Source organism: Chryseobacterium sp. 1B4, assembly GCF_036631475.1.
GTDB lineage: Bacteria > Bacteroidota > Bacteroidia > Flavobacteriales > Weeksellaceae > Chryseobacterium.
Map to the genome: position 1 here is coordinate 1 of NZ_JAPNUF010000004.1, position 20,736 is coordinate 20,736.

The window sequence follows — 20,736 nt, forward strand, 5'->3', positions numbered from 1 at the left end:
GAAAGCGTTCTTGTGGTAAAAAGAACCCACAATGAAATCAAGATGAAGGAAGGAAGAGATCACTGGATGGCTGATTTGTACGAAAAAGCTTCTCCTGATTTCGTCACTGTCATTATGGATTCTGAAGATCCCCTTTTCATTCTATATACTTCCGGATCTACAGGAAAGCCAAAAGGAATGCTTCATACCTGCGCCGGCTATATGGTATACACCGCTTATACCTTTAAAAATGTATTCAATTATAAGGAAAACGATATCTATTGGTGTACTGCGGATATCGGATGGATCACCGGACATTCTTATATCCTTTACGGACCTTTATTGAATGGCGCTACTACAGTAATTTTCGAAGGTGTTCCTACTTATCCTGAACCGGATCGTTTCTGGGAAGTGATTGAAAAACATAAGATCACTCAGTTTTACACTGCGCCTACAGCCATCCGTTCTTTAGCAAAAGTGCAGAATGGGTAGATAAGCATGATCTTAGCTCCCTTAAAGTAATAGGCTCTGTGGGTGAACCTATCAACGATGAAGCATGGCATTGGTTTAATGACCATGTCGGAAGAAAAAAATGTCCTATTGTAGACACCTGGTGGCAGACAGAAACAGGAGGAATTATGATTTCACCGCTTCCTTTTGTGACACCAACCAAACCTACCTATGCTACCCTTCCATTACCTGGTGTACAACCTGTCCTGATGGATGATAAACGAAATGAAATTACAGGTAACCAGGTAACCGGAAATCTTTGTATCCGTTTTCCATGGCCGGGAATTGCAAGAACCATCTGGGGAGACCATCAGAGATATAAAGAAACCTACTTCACAACCTTTCCTGGCAAATATTTTACCGGCGATGGTGCATTAAGGGATGAAGTTGGTTATTACAGAATTACCGGACGTGTAGATGATGTGATCATCGTTTCAGGCCACAACCTGGGAACCGCACCTATTGAAGACAGCATCAATCAGCACCCTGCTGTTGCAGAATCGGCTATAGTAGGCTATCCTCACGATATCAAAGGAAATGCATTGTATGGATATGTAATGCTGAAAGAAACCGGGGAAAGCCGTGATAAGGAAAACCTGAAAAAGAAATTAACCAGCTGATTTCAGATCAGATCGGCCCGATTGCCAAGCTGGACAAGATACAGTTTGTTTCCGGACTTCCAAAAACGCGTTCCGGAAAGATTATGCGTAGAATCCTGAGAAAAATTGCTGAAGGTGACTTCAGTAACTTCGGAGATATTACCACCCTTTTAAATCCTGAAATTGTAGAGGAAATCAAAAACGAAAGAATTTAATTAATCATTATTTAACCAATAGTGGGCCCTGGGAATTATTTTCCGGGGCTTTTTGTCTATATTTTTATAATTAAAAAATTACGACAAGTTTTGTCGTTTCGTGTATATATTTTGGCTTCAGAATAAAATAAAGCCAAATATAAATAATGAAATTAAATATTTAACAGCAGGTTTTACATTAAATCGCATTAATGTGATTTTTGCATCTTAAAAAGTGTTAATTTCGCAAAGTTTTAAAAGCTAATTACTAACTCAAAAAAACATTAAAATGAGAAAGTTTTATCTCAGTGCACTTACTTTGTGCATGGTTCTGGGCGTATCTGCCCAGGAAGTGGTATGGCAGAAAGATATCCAATCCTCTACCCAGGATTTTCTAAGTCAGGTTACCACTACCATTGATCAGCAATATCTTATCACAGGAAGTTCCATACAGTCAGGAAGCGGAAAGCCGGAGGCTGGAAGTAAGCAGAACAACGGTTACGATTTTCATCTTATCAAACTGAACCAGCAGGGAGAAGAGGTCTGGGAAAAATACTTTTCAGGACAAAACCATGATTATCTCTCTGCAACGGTTACCACGCAGGACGGTGGATTTCTTCTGGCTGGTACCAGCTATTCGGGAAAAAGGGTTGGATAAAAAAGAGGATTCCAAAGGAGGCTCAGATATCTGGCTGATCAGAATCAATGAATTTGGGGATGAATTATGGCAGAAAACACTAGGAACTTCAGCAGATGAAGAAGCAAGAGCTGTGATTCAGGCTACAGATCAAGGATTCTTTGTTGCCGGAAACGTACAGGGCTCTTCAAAAGGATATGGCTCCAAAGATGTTCTGATCACAAAACTGGACAAAGACGGAAAAGAACTCTCACAGGTAATTTTAGGAGGAAAAGGTTTGGATGAAGTAGAGAAAATGATTCCAACAAAAGACGGAGGAGCGTTACTCGGAATGTATTCAAGAAGTTCAGCTGTACAAAGTAAAATGTATAATGTACAAAGTCCTCAAAATACATCCGACACCCGACATCTGACAACGGTACAAAAACAAAGCGACAATTTCGGTGAAGGCGACTACTGGATCGTAAAGCTTGACAAAAACGGAAAAGTAGAATGGGAAAAGAATTTCGGAGGAAAAGGTGATGATCATATCAGAACCCTTGCTTTAACTTCAACCGGCTTTATCATTGGCGGGGAATCCAGATCGGAAAGATCGGGCAATAAAACCGTAGGGATTGAAGAAGGAACGGACCTCTGGCTGATTTCTTTAGATGAAAGAGGCGAAGAGCAGTGGCAGAAATCTTACAATTTGGGTAACCGGGATATCCTGATGGGAATGAGTGTAATAAACGGGAAGCAGGAAGACGGAAACGGGAGTTCTAAAGGCATTCTGCTGGGAGGTTATACCCAGGCGGAAGGAAGAATAGAAACGGATGATGAAACCTTCTGGATGCTGTATCTGGATCAGAATGGCAATGAGCAGTGGAGAAAACACGTCAAAGGAGAATCAAGGAAGAAAGCAGAGAGGCTATCTGATTTAAAACTCAACAGGGACGGTTCTATTGTTCTGGCCGGAACCAGTGCAGAAGAGCTGGGGAAAGAAAACTGGAAGATTGTAAAACTGGGAGACAAACAGGTTGATCAGTTAATTGAAAAATACGATATCAAAATCTATCCAAACCCTGTTTCAGACTATGCTTACATAGAAATCGGTTTTGATTTTAAGGATGCAGATATTCTGTTGTATGATATGAGCGGAAGACAGCTTCAGAGTATTAAAACGAAGAATAAAGTGACTAAAATTAATACCCAGGCTTTGGTTCAGGGAGCCTATCTGGTGACGATAAAAACTGATAACAACAAAACGGCGAATGCTAAACTAATTAAGAAATGATACACATGAGAAAACACTTTATTTTTCTTTTGTTGGCATTTTGTATATGCCTGAAAGCACAAAGCAATCCTACAGAATTCGATAAACCTATACCTACTCTTTCTTATTTATCTACTTATGTAGATACACCCATTGATATTTCAACAGGTACTCCAAAAATAGATGTATCTGTTTTTGGTCTTCCAACAAGAAATAAGAATGTGAATATTAATCTGGGAATGTCTTATCACATTAAAAACTCAGCCCGATTTCAAAAATCTTCCGATGTTGGTTTAGGATGGAGCCTGATGAATGTTAATAATGCTATTTCTAAAGTTACCATTGGAGCATTGGATGAAAAAACGGCGAATAACCCACTGACGAATATGGATTTATTCCAGTTCGATGATGTATTTTATTTTAATGCATTTGGAATGTCTGGTAAGTTTGTTTTCATAAAAAGTGGTAGTACTATTACCGTTAAGAATTTAGGAACTTCAAAGGAAAAAATTGAATTTACTAACTCGACCAATAAATTCTATGATATTTTAGATTTTAAAATCACTGATGAATATGGTAATCAGTACTTTTTTAAAAAAGTTTTAGCTATAGAAAATTATTATCACGAAGTTTATCCAGGGGCCTATTATTTAACCAAAGTATTGGATGCTCAGAATCAGGAAATTGTTAATATTGAATATACAGAATATCCTTACTCAGAATATCAACTCGCTATGATGGATTATAAACCTAAAAAAATCATTTCTAAAGATTATGGAATAATTAATATTGAATATGATTATTTTCCAGAGAATAGATATAAGTCCAATACCACTAATATGGCAGATTGTTACCGTGTCAAAAAAGTAGAATTAAAAGACACACAAAACAGACTTGTACAGCAACTCGATTTGGAATATGGAGGTTTTGCTTATTATAAATACGAATTCGGTAATACTGTTACTTATAATACAACAACGCTCGATAAGATCACTAAGAAAAATAGCCAGGGAAATGAAATTGAATCCCGATCATTTGTTTATAATACAACAGGAACTGACAGAAATTATGGACCATCGCCTAATTTTGGGTTTGATGTATGTCCTACTGATCCTGAGCCTATAAGAGAATGGATTGATAATCCAAAATATTCTGCCATTGGAAGTTTGTCAAAAATGATCTTGCCTACTAAAGGCTATGTTAAATTTAATTTTGAATCCAACCAATTTGAAATTCCATCCTGGATTTCGGGAATAGGATACATTAGCGGAAAAGAATCATATTATTTTAAACCAATTACTTCTTTCAGTTTCGATACAAAAATTAACAATACTTTCGCTTTTAACGTAACAACGACTGGAAATCCTCAATATAATTATAGGGCACTTGTTTTTGTTTTCAGGTCAATGGTTATGACCCAAATCCTTTACTTGATCCTGAAGCAATTCCTAATATAACCTTTTTTGTAGACGGTCAGGCAGTAATGCAGACTGCTGATGGCTATGGAAGAATATATATGCCCGAAGTGTTGGAAGGTCAACATAGCATTACGATTTCGGGAAACACGACTGGTGTTGGATCTTTATCTGTTTCAGAAAAAACGGAGGCAGAGTATCCTCAAAGCTATATAAGTAAATATGGGGTAAGAATTAAAAGTATAGAATATTTTGATACTGAATTTTCAGTCAAGCCTTCTAACTCTAAAACCTATTACTATGAGAAGTTTTCGGATATCAATAGTTCCAGTGGTGTACCTTCTCTGTTCAATAGTTTTAAAAAAAGCTCGGATTTTATAACAATGTATGGAGGATATGAACTCAACAGAAATATCATCTATAAAAATGTGAAAGAAGTAGATCGTGATGGAGGATATACTAAATATACTTTCCTTGGCATGGATGATATAAACCCCTCTATGACTAACAGTTATGCGGATAATCTCGATTATATGGAAGATATTAATAATCGAGGATTGTTAAAAAAGAAAGAAATGTTTGACTCAGCTAACCAAATGATAGCTTCAGAAAGCCATGAATATACTACGCAAGCCTTATCTGCCACGCCTATTATGGTGGAGCAGCCTAGCGGGTATATAAAACTTAATCCTATATATGTCCGAAATCATAAGATTACAAATACGCTTTATTTTCCTCAAAATAGATTTGTCACTTCGTTAAAAGAAACACAGATAAACCAGTTTGACTTCAATGTAGATTATGCTAAAGAAACTACAGAAAGAGGGTGTATGAAACTTATTATTTTTATCCACAAGCTAAGTTATTGAACAAATTATTGGATAAAAATATTTATAAATATCTATTAGAGAAAAAAGAAACTTTCAATGGTAAAACACTATCTCGTGTAGAAACTAAATATGATAATGCTACTAATCTGTTTCCAAGTTCAGGGCTATCTTATGATCTTCAGGATATTCCATCTACAGATATTGTGTATGACCAATATGATTCCCAAGGAAATCTTCAACAATACACTACAAAAGACGGTATTTCCACAGTCATCATCTGGGGCTATAACCTGACCCAGCCTATTGCGAAAATAGTAGGAGCTAAATTATCGGATATTCAGCAGTCCTTAATAGATTCCATTGTGACAGCTTCCAATACAGATGCATCTGCTACAGCTAATAATGATGAGACTTCATTTTTATCAGCATTGAATACCTTCAGAAGTAATACCGCATTATCCGGTTATCAGATCACTACTTATACTTATGACCCTTTCGTAGGAGTAAGAAGCATCACCCCACCATCAGGAATTACCGAAAGCTATAGTTATGATTCGGCTAACCGACTTGAAAAAGTGATTGACGTGAATGGTAAAGTGCTGAAAGAAATGAAATACAACTATAAAAACTAAAACCCATAAAAAGAATATTAATTCCTATAGGAATTCTCCTTATGGAACTGCCAAGTCTCAGGAGGGAACAATGGCAAAAGCTAAAAAAAACTATTAAGAAATGAAAAAGATAACACTTTCTATATTTAGTCTATTTTTTTATGAAATTGTGTGTTCTCAACATCATATTGGAAATGAGTTAACTAATATTGTTCCTCCTTCTCCACAATCAGGAGAAATAATTTCATATGGAAATCAGCCACTTAATGAATACAAAGGAATGGCTCAAATAAACATTCCTATTGCAAAAATAAATGAGAAAGATATATTCAATAATATTGAGCTTAAATATTCAAAGCTGGGTGTTAAAGTAAATGATATCCCTAATAATGTTGGGGTTAGCTGGCTTCTTGATATGGGTGGTGTAATTACCAGGACAATATATGATTTACCTGATGAAATGCAACTTCCGTCTAAAAGATTAATTTTCGATAACTTATATGGAATCAATACTTTAACACAATCTCCAAATGGCTCAGCCAATGCGATTTTATTGAATAGTTATATTAAAGATACAACTTTCGATAATGAAGTAGATATATTTAATATTTCGGTTAATGGCCTTACTGGTAGTTTTTATTTAGATAAAGATTTAAACCCTGTATTATTAGCAAACAGTCATCAATTTAAAATAGAAACAATAGGGGATTTTAAAATTACGCATGAGTTTAAATTAACAACAAATGAAGGAATAAAATACTACTTTGGGGGAAGTGATGCTATTGAAAAAACATTTGTGAGAGATGCTCCAGAATTTAGTGGATTTACAAGTTTTTATTTAACAAAAATACAAAGTGTACAAGACAACGAAATAAGTTTTGAATATAAAAATATTGGACCAAAAACAACTCCTATTTCAGAAACTGAATGGAAAACTATCAGAACTCAGACTTTTCAAGATTGTGTAAATTCAGTTAGACCATTAGGATCGAATAAAACTTATTCTGGATTTGTTTTAAAAATATCTGATGCTCGAGTTCTATCTTTTATTAAAGGGAGCCAAACTACCATTAAGATTAATTACGATTCCTTAGATGTTGATAAGTTATCTTCAATAGAAATATTTAACAATAGAAATAACAAAAAGCAAAAAGAGTTTAATTTTATTTATCTAGACGCTCCCTTAAAAAAAAGATTTTTCCTGTCAAATATTAAAATATATGATTTTATAAATGATACTAAAATATTTAATAATGAGTATCTTTTTGAATATAATGATCCGCTTGCTATACCTGCAAGGATGAGTCGTAGTACAGACTTGTATGGTTATTATAATGGAAAATATTCCTCTACATTATTACCTGATCTCAATTTATTAATTGGTGATGGAACTGGTACTCCATTTCCTGAAGTTGCAGGATTGTCTGATAGAAGATCAAATTTTGATTATGCTGTAAAAGGAACACTTAAATCAATAACCTATCCAACTAAAGGCAAAACTTTTTTGAATATGAAGGATTAGGGCAAAAAGAACTTTTGTATGATGGAAGATCTGGTGAGCTTGATGCTGATATAGTTCCAGGAGGAAATGAGACTTCTTCATTTATAGATGGCAGTGAAGTAATGGATGACAAAATTAGTATTAAATTATTTATATCTCAACATTTTATAAGTGGCCCTCCAAGTAATTATACTGCTAATTTCAAAATACTTGATGCTGTAACAAATGAAGTTTTGTATGATCAGAGTTTAATACTGCCTAAACCTGGTTTCCTTCAAGAAGGTCCATCTGAAAAGACGGTAAATTTTGATTTTACAACTAATAAGAATAAAAAGTATAAATTTATTATGAAATTATTAAGACCTAATTACCATGATATTGGTTATTATGATATTTCTTATAAAAATAAATATGCAGAAGTAAATAAAGTAGGACTAAGACTTAAAAAAATCTATGATTTTGATGGTAATAATATCACAAACATTAAAAGATTATACTATACTTCATTTGATAATATTAACAAACCTGATCTTCTTCCTAATAATCTTTATCAGATAGGTGGATATACTACTTACCTTTATGATTTGGCTGGTTGTACGGATGGTAATGGATCACCTACATTTACCCCAAAAGTTATTCAACAAACTATACTTTCATCTCAAAATTCAAATGATTATTTTGATAACCTGCCTTCTTTTCCTGTGGTTACCATTAGTTATGGAGGAGATAATTTTGAAAAAGGAGGAGAAGAAAAAAATTTATAGATGGGTTTTTGATACGACAGATATTTTTATTCTCCTCCTCCTGCTACGGGTACAACTTTCTATGGAGATGCTTCTGATCTTAACTTAATCACAGGTTCTGCTGTAAAAGACTTTAACCGTAGTATTTTATATGAAGATTATAATGGAAAACTAATAGAAAATAGAATTTTTTCCAGCTTAATCAATGGGAAAGCTTACATGAAACAAAAAACCGTTTTTAATTATGACTTTAAAGAGTATAAAACAACTTACAATTTAATGGGAAAACCCGTATATGAGCAATTTTATTTTTCATCTGGACAAGATCCAAATAACATTATAACTAATTTAGCTTTGTTCTACCTTCCTAGAAAATCTTATTCTATTCCTCTGAATAGTAAAATAGAAACATTATATTTCGATAATATCCCTATAGATGAAAACAATGATTCTTCATATAAGAAACTAATAACAACGACAAATTATTCTTATAACAATACCTCTCATTACCAACTGACTTCCCAAAAAACAATTTTACCAGAACAGAATACGATGGAGATTAATTATAGCTATGCTCATGAGAAAAATAATCAGAAGCTGATAAACGCCAATATAATAGGTATTCCGCTGCAGACTATAACAAAAAAGGATAATGTAATAGTATCGAATACGGAAACCAAATATGACAACCCTTTGAATTTACTTCCAAGCTCTGTTGTCTCCACTGATTTACAAAATGTTGTTTCTACTGAAGTGACTTACGATAAATATGACAGCAAAGGAAACCTCCAGCAATACATCACCAAGGATGGCCTTTCCACAGTCATCATCTGGGGGTATAACCAAACTCAGCCCATTGCCAAAATAGAAGGCGCTAAATTAGCAGATATCCAGCAGTCATTCATTGATTCTATTGTGACAGCCTCCAATACAGATGCATCAGCAGGCGTGAACAATGATGAAACAGCCTTCTTATCAGCATTGAATACCTTCAGAAGTAATACCGCATTATCCGGTTATCAGATCACTACTTATACTTATGACCCTTTAGTAGGAGTAAGAAGCATCACACCACCATCAGGAATTACCGAAAGCTATAGTTATGATTCGGCTAACCGACTTGAAAAAGTAATTGATGTGAATGGCAAAGTGCTGAAAGAAATGAAATACAACTATAAAAACTAAACTGATGAAAAAACTCATAATACCTATAGGAGCATTGCTCTTATCCAATATAAGCTATGCCCAGCTTTCAATCATTTCAAGCAATGAAAATTATATTCAGACCAAAACGTATCTGGATTATAACGGAACTTCCCCTACAAAATCCTCGGAAACAGTCCAGTATTTAGATGGATTGGGAAGGCCTAAGCAGATTGTCAACTTACAGGCTTCACCTCTGGGAAGAGATGTTGTCACTCATATCGAGTATGACCAGTTCGGAAGACAGGTAAAAGATTACCTGCCTGTTCCCCAGCTTTCTACCAGCAATGGAAACTATTATTCCGGCCCATTGGGAGTGTACCCCACCACTTATGGTAATGAAAAAATCTATTCAGAGAAGGTTCTGGAGAATTCACCTTTAGACCGGGTCCTGGAACAGAGACCGGTGGGAAATGACTGGAACGGAAAATCGGTAAAGTTTGAATATTCTGCCAATATAGGAAATGATGTCTACAAATTTGTTCCTGCAACGGTATGGGAAAACGGAGCCACTAAAACGACTTTAACGGTATCTGCGTATAGTGAGGCCAATCAACTCTACAGGAATATGGTCACAGATGAAGACGGGAACAGGACCTATGAGTATAAAAACGGACAGGGCCAAACTATTTTGGTAAGGAAAATGATTTCTGATACAGAATATGCAGACACCTATTATGTATATAATGAATATGACCAGCTGGCTTTTGTTATTCCTCCCAAGGCTGTTAATCAGAGTCTGACAGACGACCTGCTTAATGCTCTTTGCTACCAGTACCGCTATGATGGAAGAGGCCGTTTAGTGGAGAAAAAGCTTCCTGGTAAGGGCTGGGAATATATGGTATATAATAAAGCTGACCGGCTTATCCTGACCCAGGATACCGAGCTTAAAGGAAAAGGACAATGGCTTTTCACTAAATATGACCAGTTTGGAAGAGTCATTTATACTGGAATAACAAGCAGTACCTCCAGCAGGGTGTCAATGCAAAACAGTGCCAATATCAATGTTAATTTGTATGAAACCAGAACTGCTACAGCTGGTTTGACTTTAAACGGTATGCCTGTATATTATACTAAGGTTTCTACTCCTACCAATGTTACCCAGGTTTTAAGCGTTAATTATTATGACACTTATCCTCCGGGTTCATCTGCAGTTACCAATGTATTTGCCCAGCCTCTTCTTACGGATAATCCGGCTAATGCACAAACTACCAAAGGACTGCTTACCGCTTCCTATATTAAAAATATAGAAGATGATCAGTGGACGAAGAATTTTATCTGGTATGATACCAAAGGAAGAAACATTGGTTCCAGAAGCAACAACCATTTGGGTGGCTATACTGTAGTAAACAATAAGCTTGATTTTGCCGGGGCAGTCCTTCAAACCAATACTTACCATAAGAGAGCTGCTGCAGATCCCGAAAAGCTTATCGTAGAAAAATTCACCTATGATTCCCAGAACAGGCTTCTGACCCACACCCACCAGGTTGGCAGCAACCCTGTGGAATACCTTGCCCAGAATAAATACAATGAAATTTCCCAGCTGGAATCCAAGAAAGTAGGAGGAACCGCTGCTGCATCTCCATTGCAGACCATTGCTTACCAATATAATATCAGGGGCTGGATGACCAAAATGAATGATCCTGCCAACCTGAACGGAAAGTTATTTGGATATGAGATAAAGTATACCAATCCTGTGTATACCAATACATCACCAGGAAGATTTAATGGAAATATCGCTGAGATTGATTGGAATATTTCCAGTGCAGAGGGATTGAAAAGATACAATTACCAGTATGATCCTTTAAACAGGATGTTAAAAGGAGTATATTCCGAGCCCAATTCTTCTGTAGCCCAGAATAATTATTTTAATGAAGAGCTTACTTATGATCTCAATGGAAATATTAAAACGTTAAAAAGATTTTCAGTGCCTGTTTCCGGGGGAACTATCGCAGAGAAGATTGATGATCTGGTCTACAACTATCAGAATGGGGACAAAAGTAATACCCTGGACAAAATTACCCTCCCTCCCGGTGTCATTAACAACAGTTCAGGATATAATGCTTTGCAGGGAACCATGGCCTATAACCTTAATGGGAATATGACGGATCATCCTGATAAAAAAATGAAGATCAGTTACAATTACCTGAATCTGCCCAATAGTATTGCAGTTAATGCAGGGATAATGGATAGCTCTACAACCAGCTACACCTACAGGGCAGACGGAACAAAAGTCTCTAAAACATACAGTAATAACGGGTCCATAGAAACCAATTATCTAGATGGTTTCCAGTATGATAACAGACATGCCTATGATACGTCAGCCTCTCTTTACACCGTTCCGGTATTGAAATTTGTACCTACCTCAGAAGGGTATTATGATTTTACGGAAAATAAGTATATTTACAATTACACGGATCATTTAGGCAATATAAGAGTGAGCTATAAGAATAATGGTACTGCACTGGAGGTTATTGATGCCAATAACTATTATCCTTTTGGGTTAAAGCACCAGAACGGAACTATTGTACCGGTTCCTTTTGGAGGAGTTCCGTATAATTATAAGTACAATGGTAAAGAATTGCAGGAAACAGGGATGTATGATTATGGAGCAAGGTTTTATATGCCTGACTTAGGACGATGGGGTGTGGTGGATGAGCTTTCAGAGAAATTTAATCGTCATACTCCATATGCTTACGTTGTAAATGATCCTATTAATGGTATTGACCCAGATGGAAGAGACGTAATATTTCTTGCGGATTCTAAAGCTGTACCCGTAGCCGGACATGGAGCTGTTATTGTAGGAAATGAAAGAGATGGTTGGTATTATTATTCAATGAATGGAACAGGTGAAGGAAGTAAGCCATACGGCGATTCTAAAAATCCTGATATCGGCACATTTTTAGGAAAGGGATTGAGTCCTAAACAGGCAATGTTAAAGGCGAATAATATAAACCCTAATGAACAGCACCATTACGATAAATTTGTTACTGTTAAGACAACCAGAGAAGAAGATGAAAAGATAAAAGCAAAAGCAGCAGAAGCAGCTAGTGCAAAGAAATATAAAGTAATAGGGCAATCTTGTGCAAATGTAATGCTTAATTGTTTTAATCAAATTGTAGATTTAAGAACTAATAATGCTTGGTATGTTCCACATCAAGTGAATCCTGCTCCCAACGCAATTATAGACAATCTCCAGAAAGGGGTAAATTACTATAATCGTTTTTTTATTCCCACACATAAAGAAATAGAAGTTCGTAAAGTTGGAAAGCTTGAAGTAGGACCTGTAATTGATGAAAAAGGAGTTGAACATTATAAATGATGTAAAATGAAAAAAGGAATTATAATCTTTATAAGTATTATTCTATTTAGTGTACTCTTGTATTATTCTTTTGGTATTTTTTCTTCTTCAGTTGGGTGGTATGGATATCAGAAATGGAAGTATAGAGTTCATACTTCAAATATTGAAAAATCAAAACAAAGAAAAGTTTTTGTTAGAGAGCTGAAATATAAAATTATTGATTCCGCTAATTTGAAAGGATTTTATTTTAAACCATATATTGAGAAGGGTTTTAGATATGGCTATCATTCGATGGAAGAAACAAGAATTGATACTTATACTAAATATCCATATAATTTGAACTATGAAAGAAACAAAAATGATTCTATTTCATTGGATATTTTTCCACAGGATAAAAAAATTAGATAGCTCTGATGTAGTATGGGGATATTTGAAGCAATCCTATTTGCAGGATACTATTAGAATTAAAATAAATGGGGCAGGAAATGAAAAAGGAATAATCAAAATATGGTAATTACTTCCTCTGCGCAAAGCAATTTTGAGCAGATAAAAATAAGCCCACTTAGGAAATGTGAGAGTGAGCTTTGGGAAAAAAGCGCAGATGCTCTTGAAATTACAAATGTAATGATTATTAGCCATTTGGGGTGAACCATTTAAAAACTGGTAATGCCTATTTTGGACAAGGAACTTATAAGAATTACAAGTACAATGGTAAAGAATTGCAGGAAACAGGGATGTATGATTATGGAGCAAGGTTTTATATGCCTGACTTAGGACGATGGGGCGTAGTGGATCCGCTGGCGGAGAAAATGACAAGACATAGTCCTTATAACTATGCATTTAATAATCCTATAAGATTTATTGATCCTGATGGAAGACAGTGAACGGATTGGTTCTGGGATAGTAAAAAAGACATTTACTTATGATGCGTCTATTACTTCTGCAGAACAATTTAATTCACTGAAAGATCAAGGTTTGGTAGAAGGGGAATATTTAGGAAAAGAAGGACAGTTTAATGTTACCTATGGAGATGAAACAATAGGTAAAGTTGCACTTTATAGCGATGGTGATTGGTTAAATATGTCTTCAGGAGATGCAAATAGTTTTGAATATCACGCTTCTGATGGCCCTGAAAGTATGAAGGGACAATTTTTCACCAATATAGAATCTAGTAGAAACTGGGGCGTGCAAGTTCTTGATAAGCCCTTTACCATTGGTTTTGGAGGAGAAGTTACTGTGGGAGCAGGGGTTGGCTTTGAAGTGGGTTATTTTGGAGGAAACTATGATAAAGGGATATACATTAATCTATATAAATCTTACGGATTAAATGTTGGAGCAGGGTTTGCTTACAATGAATATACCAGTCAAGGAGGTTATGGTCCTTTAACCACCTCAAATTTAGGAGGTAATTACTGGAATGGTGCAGTGGGAATTGGTCCATTTTCTGGAAATTATGGAGAAACAAGAAAAGATGAAAATGGAAATGTATCCATGACAGGAGGAAGTTTATCTAATGGCTTTTGGAACTTTTTAAAAAATCCAAAGCTGTCAGCAGGAGGCAGTGTGCAATTTGGTACAACATATTCTTCAAAACTTAAAAAATTTGGTAAATAATGCAGAAGTTTATAAATATTGCAGGTCTCAGCATATTTGGTATGGTTATTATCGGATATTTCTTTTATAAAGAATATCAGAAAAAAGAACCTGAAAGGAGAAAAGAACAGAATTTGAATACTGAATTTTCAGGAACAATAGATAGTATGTATAGGGATTATTCAAATCATGGAGTTACTGTTTTAATACTTATGGACAGAAAAAGATTACAGTTTAATATGTATAAATATGGCCGTTTCCAAAAAAATGACAGTATAGTTAAGCGTAAAGGTGAAGATAGTATTTATGTTTATAGAAATGGAGAAATGAAATCTTATCAGTATTAATTGATAAAAGAGAAAATGGAGTTACTCTATTACTCCCCGCTGGCGCAAGCGTCTCGCTCGTGTCTGTAATTAAGAAAACCCTCGCAAATTGTGAGGTTTTTTGTTTTACTTTCAATTTTAAATAGAAAACAAAACTAAAGAGACGAAAAGTTTTCAAAAGAGAAATATTATCCAATTACTAAAATTAAACACCCGTTCAATAATTATTTTCAAACATTACCTCTATCTATTAAAAACAAAATATTAATTAACAAATTTTATTGGCTCAAATGCAATGATAATCGGAAAATTATTAGTAACTTTAATGGTAACTTAAAACCAATTAACTATGTCAAATATATTAGCTGGACTATTTGAGCATCACAGCGACTACAAAAAACTGGAGGGTGATCTGGAAAATTCGGGATTTGAAAATGAAGATTACATTATATACCTTAATAGTGATTCTAATAATTCACAGTACCTGGCAAGTGTTACGGTAAAAGATAATACACAGATTGACCTTGCACGGAATGTATTTATTCAGAATGCGGCCCTGAAATCATACTTATTTGAAAATATGAGCGTCAGTGAAACAAATTATGATACGATCAAAAAATATATCGACGCAAGAAACAGAGCAGAAATTCATAACAGTCCTGACATTAAGATTAAAACATCAAGCGACGGGATGAATTCTGAAGTAAAATTCTAATCATATAAAAACCTGATAACCGGAGATCCATAGTCTATGCTGCGGATCTTTTATGTTTGAAAAAAGTAAAAAATTTCGTATTTTCGTCTAATTATAGGCATGTGCACAAATGAGTTACGATTTAGAACAAGAGAATAAGGAAATCCTTGCAAGATATAAGGACCTGATTTCTAACACATACAGAACGTTGGATGAGGAAAATAACAAACTCATCCGGAAGGCATTCGATATCGCTCTGGATGCCCACAAGGATCAAAGGAGGAAATCGGGGAACCTTACATCTACCACCCTATTGCTGTTGCTAAAATTGTAGCGACGGAAATTGGTCTGGGTGCTACTTCTATTGCCTGTGCGCTTTTGCATGATGTGATTGAAGATTCCGATTATACCTACGAAGATCTGAAGAAAATCTTTGGAGAAAAGATTGCCAATATCGTGAATGGACTCACCAAGATTTCCATCATGAACCATCAGAATATCTCTGTGCAGTCTGAAAACTACAGAAAACTGTTACTGACCTTATCCGAAGACTTCAGGGTAATCCTGATTAAAATTGCAGACCGCCTCCACAATATGCGGACCCTGGAGAGTATGGCCCCCGATAAGCAGAAAAAAATCGCTTCTGAAACGGTTTATATTTATGCTCCAATGGCTCACCGTCTTGGTTTGTATAACATCAAATCTGAGCTGGAAGATCTTTCTTTAAAATATAACAATCCTGAAGTTTATAACGAAATCACGGAAAAACTGGAATTAGCCAAAGAAAGCCGTGAAAGATATATTGAAGAGTTCAAGAAAGAAGTATCCGAAAGATTACATGAAGAAGGTTTAAACTTTAAAATCAAAGGCCGAGCAAAAGCCATCTCCTCTATTTACAGAAAAATGCTGAAGCAGGGAGTTTCCTTTGAAGAAGTTTTTGACAACTATGCTATCAGAATTATTTATAAATCGGATGCCAAAAATGAAAAATTCCTTGCCTGGAAGATCTACTCTATCGTTACGGATGTATACCACAGTAACCCTTCAAGAATGCGTGACTGGATTACCCAGCCCCGTTCTACAGGATACGAGAGCTTGCACTTAACGGTTTTAGGACCTGACAAAAAGTGGATTGAAGTACAGATCCGTTCAGAAAGGATGGACGAAATCGCTGAAAAAGGGGTTGCCGCCCACTACAAATACAAAGAAGGGTATAAGCAGAGCTCCGATGACAGAAACTTTGAAAAGTGGGTCACTGAAATCCGTGAAGTGCTGGAGCAACAGCAGAACCTTTCCACTTCGGAACTTTTGGACAATATTAAGCTTAACCTATATTCCAAAGAAGTATTTGTCTTTACGCCAAAAGGAGAGATTAAAATCCTTCCGACCAATGCTACGGCTCTGGACTTCGCCTTCTCTGTTCACTCCGATCTGGGAATGAAATGTTTAGGAGCTAAAATCAACGGTAAGCTTGTTCCTATTTCCTATATCCTTCAAAACGGAGATCAGGTAGACATCCTTTCCTCTCAAAATCAGAAACCAAAATCTGACTGGCTGGAATTTGTGGTGACCTCAAAAGCCAAGTCCAAAATCAAGAGTTATCTGAATTCTCAGAAAAATCAGCTTGTAGAAGAAGGAAAAGAAATCCTGCAGCGAAAGCTCCGTCATGCAAAAATCAATTTCAATGATGAAGAAATTAACAAGCTGCAAAAGTTCTTCAATTTAAAATCATCTCAGGAACTGTTCCTTAAATTCCAAAGCAATGAGCTGGATGTCAGCAGCCTGAGAAGATATATAGAAAGTAAAAACGTATTCAATAATTTACTTTCAAGATTCAGAAAATCACCCAATAAAAGCCAGCATTTCGAGGAACCGAAAGAGGAAAACCTTGATATGATTGTCTTTGGGAAGGATGAAGAGAAGCTTAACTACAGCTATGCCAAATGCTGTACCGTAATTCCGGGAGATAAAATTTTCGGATTTATCACCATTTCAGATGGAATCAAGGTACACAGTGACAACTGCCCGAATGCCATTAATCTGAGGGCCCAGTATGACTACCGTGTTATTCCTGCTAAATGGGTGAATGCGGAAAGCTTCAAAAACAGGGTGAAAATTGAGATTGAAGGACTGGACAGAATGGGGATGATCAATGATATCACAACGGTCATCAGCGGAAGTATGGGAATGGATATGAAAAGTATGTCCATTGAATCCAACAACGGTGTTTTCACAGGAAATATCAATCTGGAAGTCAAAAATAAAGGTCAGCTTGAAGAGACCTTTAGAAAACTTAAAAGTATTAATGGTGTTTCCAGAGTGAGACGACTACAATCATAGCATGAATTTATCTCTTTACTTTAAAAAATTTTTCAACAACAGCCAGTCATCAGGAATTATCCTTATTTTCTGTGTGCTTATTTCATTGATTATTGCCAACTCCTCTGCTGCGGAAAATTTTCAGCAATTTTTAGACAAAGAGGTGGGAACTCATCTTTTCGGGCTTGAATATCCTGTCAGCATCTGGATCAATGACGGGCTGATGGCTATATTCTTCCTTCTGGTAGGCCTTGAAATAAAACGGGAACTTATAGAAGGAGAACTTTCATCCTTTAAAAATGCCTCCCTTCCTATTTTTGCCGCTGTGGGCGGAATGCTTGTTCCTGCTGTGATTTACAGTATTTTTAATACCGGGACAGAATACAACAATGGCTGGGGAATTCCTATGGCTACGGATATTGCTTTCTCTTTGGCTATTATTTCAATGCTGGGTAAAAAGATTCCGAATTCTATCAAAATATTTTTAGCGGCACTGGCTATTGTAGATGATCTGGGAGCTATTCTGGTGATTGCCATTTTCTATACTGAGCAGATTCACTGGAGTTATCTCCTGTTATCTTTTGGAGTAACGGCCTTACTTTTTATCTTGAATTTTTTAAAAGTAACCAGAATTATCTTTTATATCATTCCGGGACTGTTTTTATGGTACTTCCTCCATCACTCCGGAATTCATGCTACTATAGCAGGTGTTTTGCTTGCATTTTCAATTCCTACCAACGCTTCCAACGTAGAAATATCACCTTTGGAAAAACTGGAGCATCAGCTCCATATTCCGGTAAGTTTTCTGATTATGCCGGTATTTGCATTAACAAATACCAATATCACTTTTTCCAACGAAATGGTGGCGGGAATTACAAGTACATTAGGGCTGGGGATTATCTGCGGACTGGTATTGGGAAAACTTCTTGGCATCAACTTATTCTCATTGATTGCCATTAAATTAAAGCTTAGTTCCCTGCCCCAGAACAGCAACTGGCTGCAGATGATTGGTGTGGGTCTGCTGGCTGGTATTGGATTTACAATGTCTATTTTTATTGCACTGCTCTCCTTCAAAGAAGAAATTCCGATACAAGATGAGGCTAAATTTGCCATTCTGATTGCTTCCTTTATTGCTGCAATTGCCGGATTTACCATCCTGAGCATAAGTTCAAAAGAAAACCCTGAACTGGAGGAAAATTAATCTTTCTTCCGGTTCTCCAGATTTCTTTTATGTTCCTCATCGCCATCAAAATCCGGTTCGGTAACCTGCGCATGGTATTCTGAGGCTTCTTTCCTGATTTCATCTGACAGCAGCTTTTCTATTCTGAGTTTCCTGATTGCCATATTCAGCTCATTCCCGAATAAAAGAAGATACACGTTTACATTCACCCATACCATCAGCAGGATCATGCTTCCTATGGACCCGTAAAGAACGTTATACCGCGCAATATCCTTTACATAAATAGCAAAAATATAAGTTGTCACCACAAACAGCACAGTAGTGAGGATTGCCCCCGGAACCGCCTGGCGGAATCTTGTTATTTTCACAGTTCCCAGCCAGTAAAATAGTGTCAGAAGTATAAAGTAAAAAAGCGGAAAGGAAACGAAACCAATAATTTTGGAAAGGTTATCTACAAGCCAGGTAATCTCATATGCCGGCGTAAAAGGTTTCATAACAACTTCTGCATAGTAAACTCCAAAAAGGGCCAGAAATACAATGGTAATAAAGCCAATTGTAATAAAAAAGGAAAGGATGAATTCTTTTACATCGCTCAGCTTTTCATCCGAATTTTCATTGAAACCATTGATCAGAGAAAAAGTTCCGTTTGTCGCAAAAAGCAAAGCCAGCAAGATGGTCAGATTACTGATCCCTTTCATATTGGGAACAATATTGGCCTCAATATATCCTCGTATATCCCCTTCCATATTGGAAGGAAAAACATTGTGCATCAATACTTCAAAAATATAAAACTGCAGCTTGGCATAATGCGGCATATAAGGCAAGACAGAAAGTAGGAAGAGAATAAACGGAAACAGACTTATCGTAAAGCTCCACGAAATAGCAGCGGCTTTTCTTCCTATTTTCCCTTTAAAAATTCCGGAGATATAAATCTGAAACATCTGCCAAAGCGATATTCCCAAAACAGGAATATGGATGCTGTCGAAAAACTCTTGAATCTTTAAAATAAATTTAGGAACCTTTACACTCATCGATCTGTTTGTCTTTGATACAAAGGTAGGGGAATTAAATTAAATGGGAAAAGATAGAAGGTAATAGGTGACAGGAATTAGGGGTATTGAGTTTGAGAGTGGGAGCGTTTGAGAGTTAAGATTTTTAAAGTTTAGGGTCTAAAGCTGGGTAACCAACAACAAAAGAACCCGTAACAAAAAACGAATCCCGGAACTAAAAAAGCCAGCAACAAAACAACCAGCAACAAAAGAACCTCGCAACCAAAGCTTGAACTTTCCATCCCGAAACCCTATCTTTGCAGCCTGAAACTTCTTACAATGCGAATCAGCTTACTTTGTATCGGTAAAACAGATGATAAGGAAATTACATCTTTGATCAGTTATTACCTTAACCGCCTGCCCAAACACTGGAATTTTGAAATCATTGAAATTTCGGACGTAAAAAATGCCAGAAGCCTGTCTCCTGACCTTCTTAAAAAAGAGGAAGCCAAATTATTTTTAAATCATATTGATAAAAACGATCTGGTTGTCATTCTTGATGAGAAAGGAAACAGTTTACCAGCCGGGAGTTTTCAGCAAAAATTGATACATGGATGAATTCTTCAGTAAAAAAAATACATATTCTGATTGGAGGTGCTTACGGCTTTTCTGAGGAAATCTACAGCAGAGCCAATGAAAAAATGTCTTTATCCAAAATGACTTTTACCCATCAGATGATCCGCCTGTTTATTGTGGAGCAGCTTTACCGTGCAGATCAGATTTTGCAGGGGAAACCTTATCATAACGATTAAAAGAAAAAGAAGCTCTCAAGAATGTCATTGACCACGTCGAATCTTCGA

General features: G+C 36.1%; 16 protein-coding genes and 3 pseudogenes. 18 read left to right on the top strand and 1 reads right to left on the bottom strand.

Features of this window, described 5'->3' with window-relative positions; translation table 11 throughout:
* The 17 genes and pseudogenes from OWR28_RS03220 to nhaA form a co-directional block, all read left to right on the top strand.
* A pseudogene (locus tag OWR28_RS03220) lies at positions 1-1,303 on the top strand (acetate--CoA ligase); the annotation flags it as partial.
* A gap of 268 nt (positions 1,304-1,571) precedes the next feature.
* On the top strand, positions 1,572-1,940 hold the full coding sequence (locus OWR28_RS03225) for a hypothetical protein (RefSeq protein WP_332385473.1): 369 nt from the start codon (positions 1,572-1,574) through the stop codon (positions 1,938-1,940).
* Complete coding sequence (locus tag OWR28_RS03230) at positions 1,933-3,192, top strand: T9SS type A sorting domain-containing protein (RefSeq protein ID WP_332385474.1); 1,260 nt, start codon at positions 1,933-1,935, stop codon at positions 3,190-3,192. Before OWR28_RS03225 ends, OWR28_RS03230 begins: the two co-directional genes overlap by 8 nt.
* 5 nt (positions 3,193-3,197) lie before the next feature.
* On the top strand, positions 3,198-4,628 hold the full coding sequence (locus OWR28_RS03235; protein WP_332385475.1) for a hypothetical protein: 1,431 nt from the start codon (positions 3,198-3,200) through the stop codon (positions 4,626-4,628).
* A gap of 26 nt (positions 4,629-4,654) precedes the next feature.
* Entirely contained in the window at positions 4,655-5,455 is an 801-nt protein-coding gene (locus tag OWR28_RS03240) for a hypothetical protein (RefSeq protein WP_332385476.1), read from the top strand.
* An 8-nt stretch (positions 5,456-5,463) separates the two neighbouring features.
* Positions 5,464-6,048 carry an RHS repeat domain-containing protein gene (locus tag OWR28_RS03245; protein WP_332385477.1) on the top strand — a complete coding sequence of 195 codons (585 nt, stop codon included), beginning with the start codon at positions 5,464-5,466 and terminating at the stop codon, positions 6,046-6,048.
* A 100-nt stretch (positions 6,049-6,148) separates the two neighbouring features.
* The gene (locus tag OWR28_RS03250; protein ID WP_332385478.1) at positions 6,149-7,549 is read left to right on the top strand and encodes a hypothetical protein; all 1,401 of its coding nucleotides are present in this window, start codon (positions 6,149-6,151) and stop codon (positions 7,547-7,549) included.
* Positions 7,550-7,563: 14 nt separating this feature from the next.
* A complete protein-coding gene (locus tag OWR28_RS03255) occupies positions 7,564-8,292 on the top strand; it encodes a hypothetical protein (protein WP_332385479.1) in 729 nt (242 codons plus the stop codon).
* Positions 8,293-8,625: 333 nt separating this feature from the next.
* Positions 8,626-9,456, top strand: a complete 831-nt coding sequence (locus tag OWR28_RS03260; RefSeq protein ID WP_332385480.1) for an RHS repeat domain-containing protein — start codon at positions 8,626-8,628, stop codon at positions 9,454-9,456.
* 4 nt (positions 9,457-9,460) lie between these two features.
* On the top strand, positions 9,461-12,796 hold the full coding sequence (locus OWR28_RS03265; protein ID WP_332385481.1) for a DUF6443 domain-containing protein: 3,336 nt from the start codon (positions 9,461-9,463) through the stop codon (positions 12,794-12,796).
* A gap of 6 nt (positions 12,797-12,802) precedes the next feature.
* Positions 12,803-13,183: a hypothetical protein gene (locus OWR28_RS03270; RefSeq protein ID WP_332385482.1), complete on the top strand. Its 381-nt coding sequence runs from the start codon at positions 12,803-12,805 to the stop codon at positions 13,181-13,183.
* Positions 13,184-13,419: 236 nt separating this feature from the next.
* The gene (locus tag OWR28_RS03275; protein ID WP_332385483.1) at positions 13,420-13,659 is read left to right on the top strand and encodes an RHS repeat-associated core domain-containing protein; all 240 of its coding nucleotides are present in this window, start codon (positions 13,420-13,422) and stop codon (positions 13,657-13,659) included.
* Positions 13,646-14,389: a hypothetical protein gene (locus OWR28_RS03280; protein ID WP_332385484.1), complete on the top strand. Its 744-nt coding sequence runs from the start codon at positions 13,646-13,648 to the stop codon at positions 14,387-14,389. Before OWR28_RS03275 ends, OWR28_RS03280 begins: the two co-directional genes overlap by 14 nt.
* Positions 14,389-14,715, top strand: coding sequence for a hypothetical protein (locus OWR28_RS03285; protein WP_332385485.1), 327 nt, complete (start codon positions 14,389-14,391; stop codon positions 14,713-14,715). The genes OWR28_RS03280 and OWR28_RS03285 overlap by 1 nt, the downstream gene beginning before the upstream one ends.
* Positions 14,716-15,043: 328 nt before the next feature.
* Entirely contained in the window at positions 15,044-15,409 is a 366-nt protein-coding gene (locus OWR28_RS03290) for a hypothetical protein (RefSeq protein ID WP_332385486.1), read from the top strand.
* Positions 15,410-15,518: 109 nt separating this feature from the next.
* Positions 15,519-17,728: pseudogene (locus tag OWR28_RS03295) on the top strand (RelA/SpoT family protein).
* A gap of 1 nt (position 17,729) precedes the next feature.
* Entirely contained in the window at positions 17,730-18,908 is a 1,179-nt protein-coding gene (nhaA, locus tag OWR28_RS03300; RefSeq protein WP_332385487.1) for a Na+/H+ antiporter NhaA, read from the top strand.
* Here nhaA and OWR28_RS03305 read toward each other — a convergent pair.
* Positions 18,905-19,918: a YihY/virulence factor BrkB family protein gene (locus OWR28_RS03305; RefSeq protein WP_332385488.1), complete on the bottom strand. Its 1,014-nt coding sequence runs from the start codon at positions 19,916-19,918 to the stop codon at positions 18,905-18,907. The genes nhaA and OWR28_RS03305 overlap by 4 nt on opposite strands.
* Positions 19,919-20,215: 297 nt before the next feature.
* On the opposite strand from OWR28_RS03305, the pseudogene OWR28_RS03310 reads away from it, so the two are divergent.
* Positions 20,216-20,688: pseudogene (locus tag OWR28_RS03310) on the top strand (23S rRNA (pseudouridine(1915)-N(3))-methyltransferase RlmH).
* Positions 20,689-20,736: the final 48 nt, after the last annotated feature.

Excerpts from the sequence above, each read along its gene's own strand:
- OWR28_RS03225 (WP_332385473.1), top strand. The coding sequence starts at position 1,572 with ATGAGAAAGTTTTATCTCAGTGCACTTACTTTGTGCATGGTTCTGGGC.
- OWR28_RS03235 (WP_332385475.1), top strand. The coding sequence starts at position 3,198 with ATGAGAAAACACTTTATTTTTCTTTTGTTGGCATTTTGTATATGCCTG.
- OWR28_RS03240 (WP_332385476.1), top strand. The coding sequence starts at position 4,655 with ATGCAGACTGCTGATGGCTATGGAAGAATATATATGCCCGAAGTGTTG.
- OWR28_RS03250 (WP_332385478.1), top strand. The coding sequence starts at position 6,149 with ATGAAAAAGATAACACTTTCTATATTTAGTCTATTTTTTTATGAAATT.
- OWR28_RS03265 (WP_332385481.1), top strand. The coding sequence starts at position 9,461 with ATGAAAAAACTCATAATACCTATAGGAGCATTGCTCTTATCCAATATA.
- OWR28_RS03270 (WP_332385482.1), top strand. The coding sequence starts at position 12,803 with ATGAAAAAAGGAATTATAATCTTTATAAGTATTATTCTATTTAGTGTA.
- OWR28_RS03280 (WP_332385484.1), top strand. The coding sequence starts at position 13,646 with ATGGAAGACAGTGAACGGATTGGTTCTGGGATAGTAAAAAAGACATTT.
- OWR28_RS03285 (WP_332385485.1), top strand. The coding sequence starts at position 14,389 with ATGCAGAAGTTTATAAATATTGCAGGTCTCAGCATATTTGGTATGGTT.
- OWR28_RS03290 (WP_332385486.1), top strand. The coding sequence starts at position 15,044 with ATGTCAAATATATTAGCTGGACTATTTGAGCATCACAGCGACTACAAA.
- nhaA (WP_332385487.1), top strand. The coding sequence starts at position 17,730 with ATGAATTTATCTCTTTACTTTAAAAAATTTTTCAACAACAGCCAGTCA.
- OWR28_RS03305 (WP_332385488.1), bottom strand. The coding sequence starts at position 19,918 with ATGAGTGTAAAGGTTCCTAAATTTATTTTAAAGATTCAAGAGTTTTTC.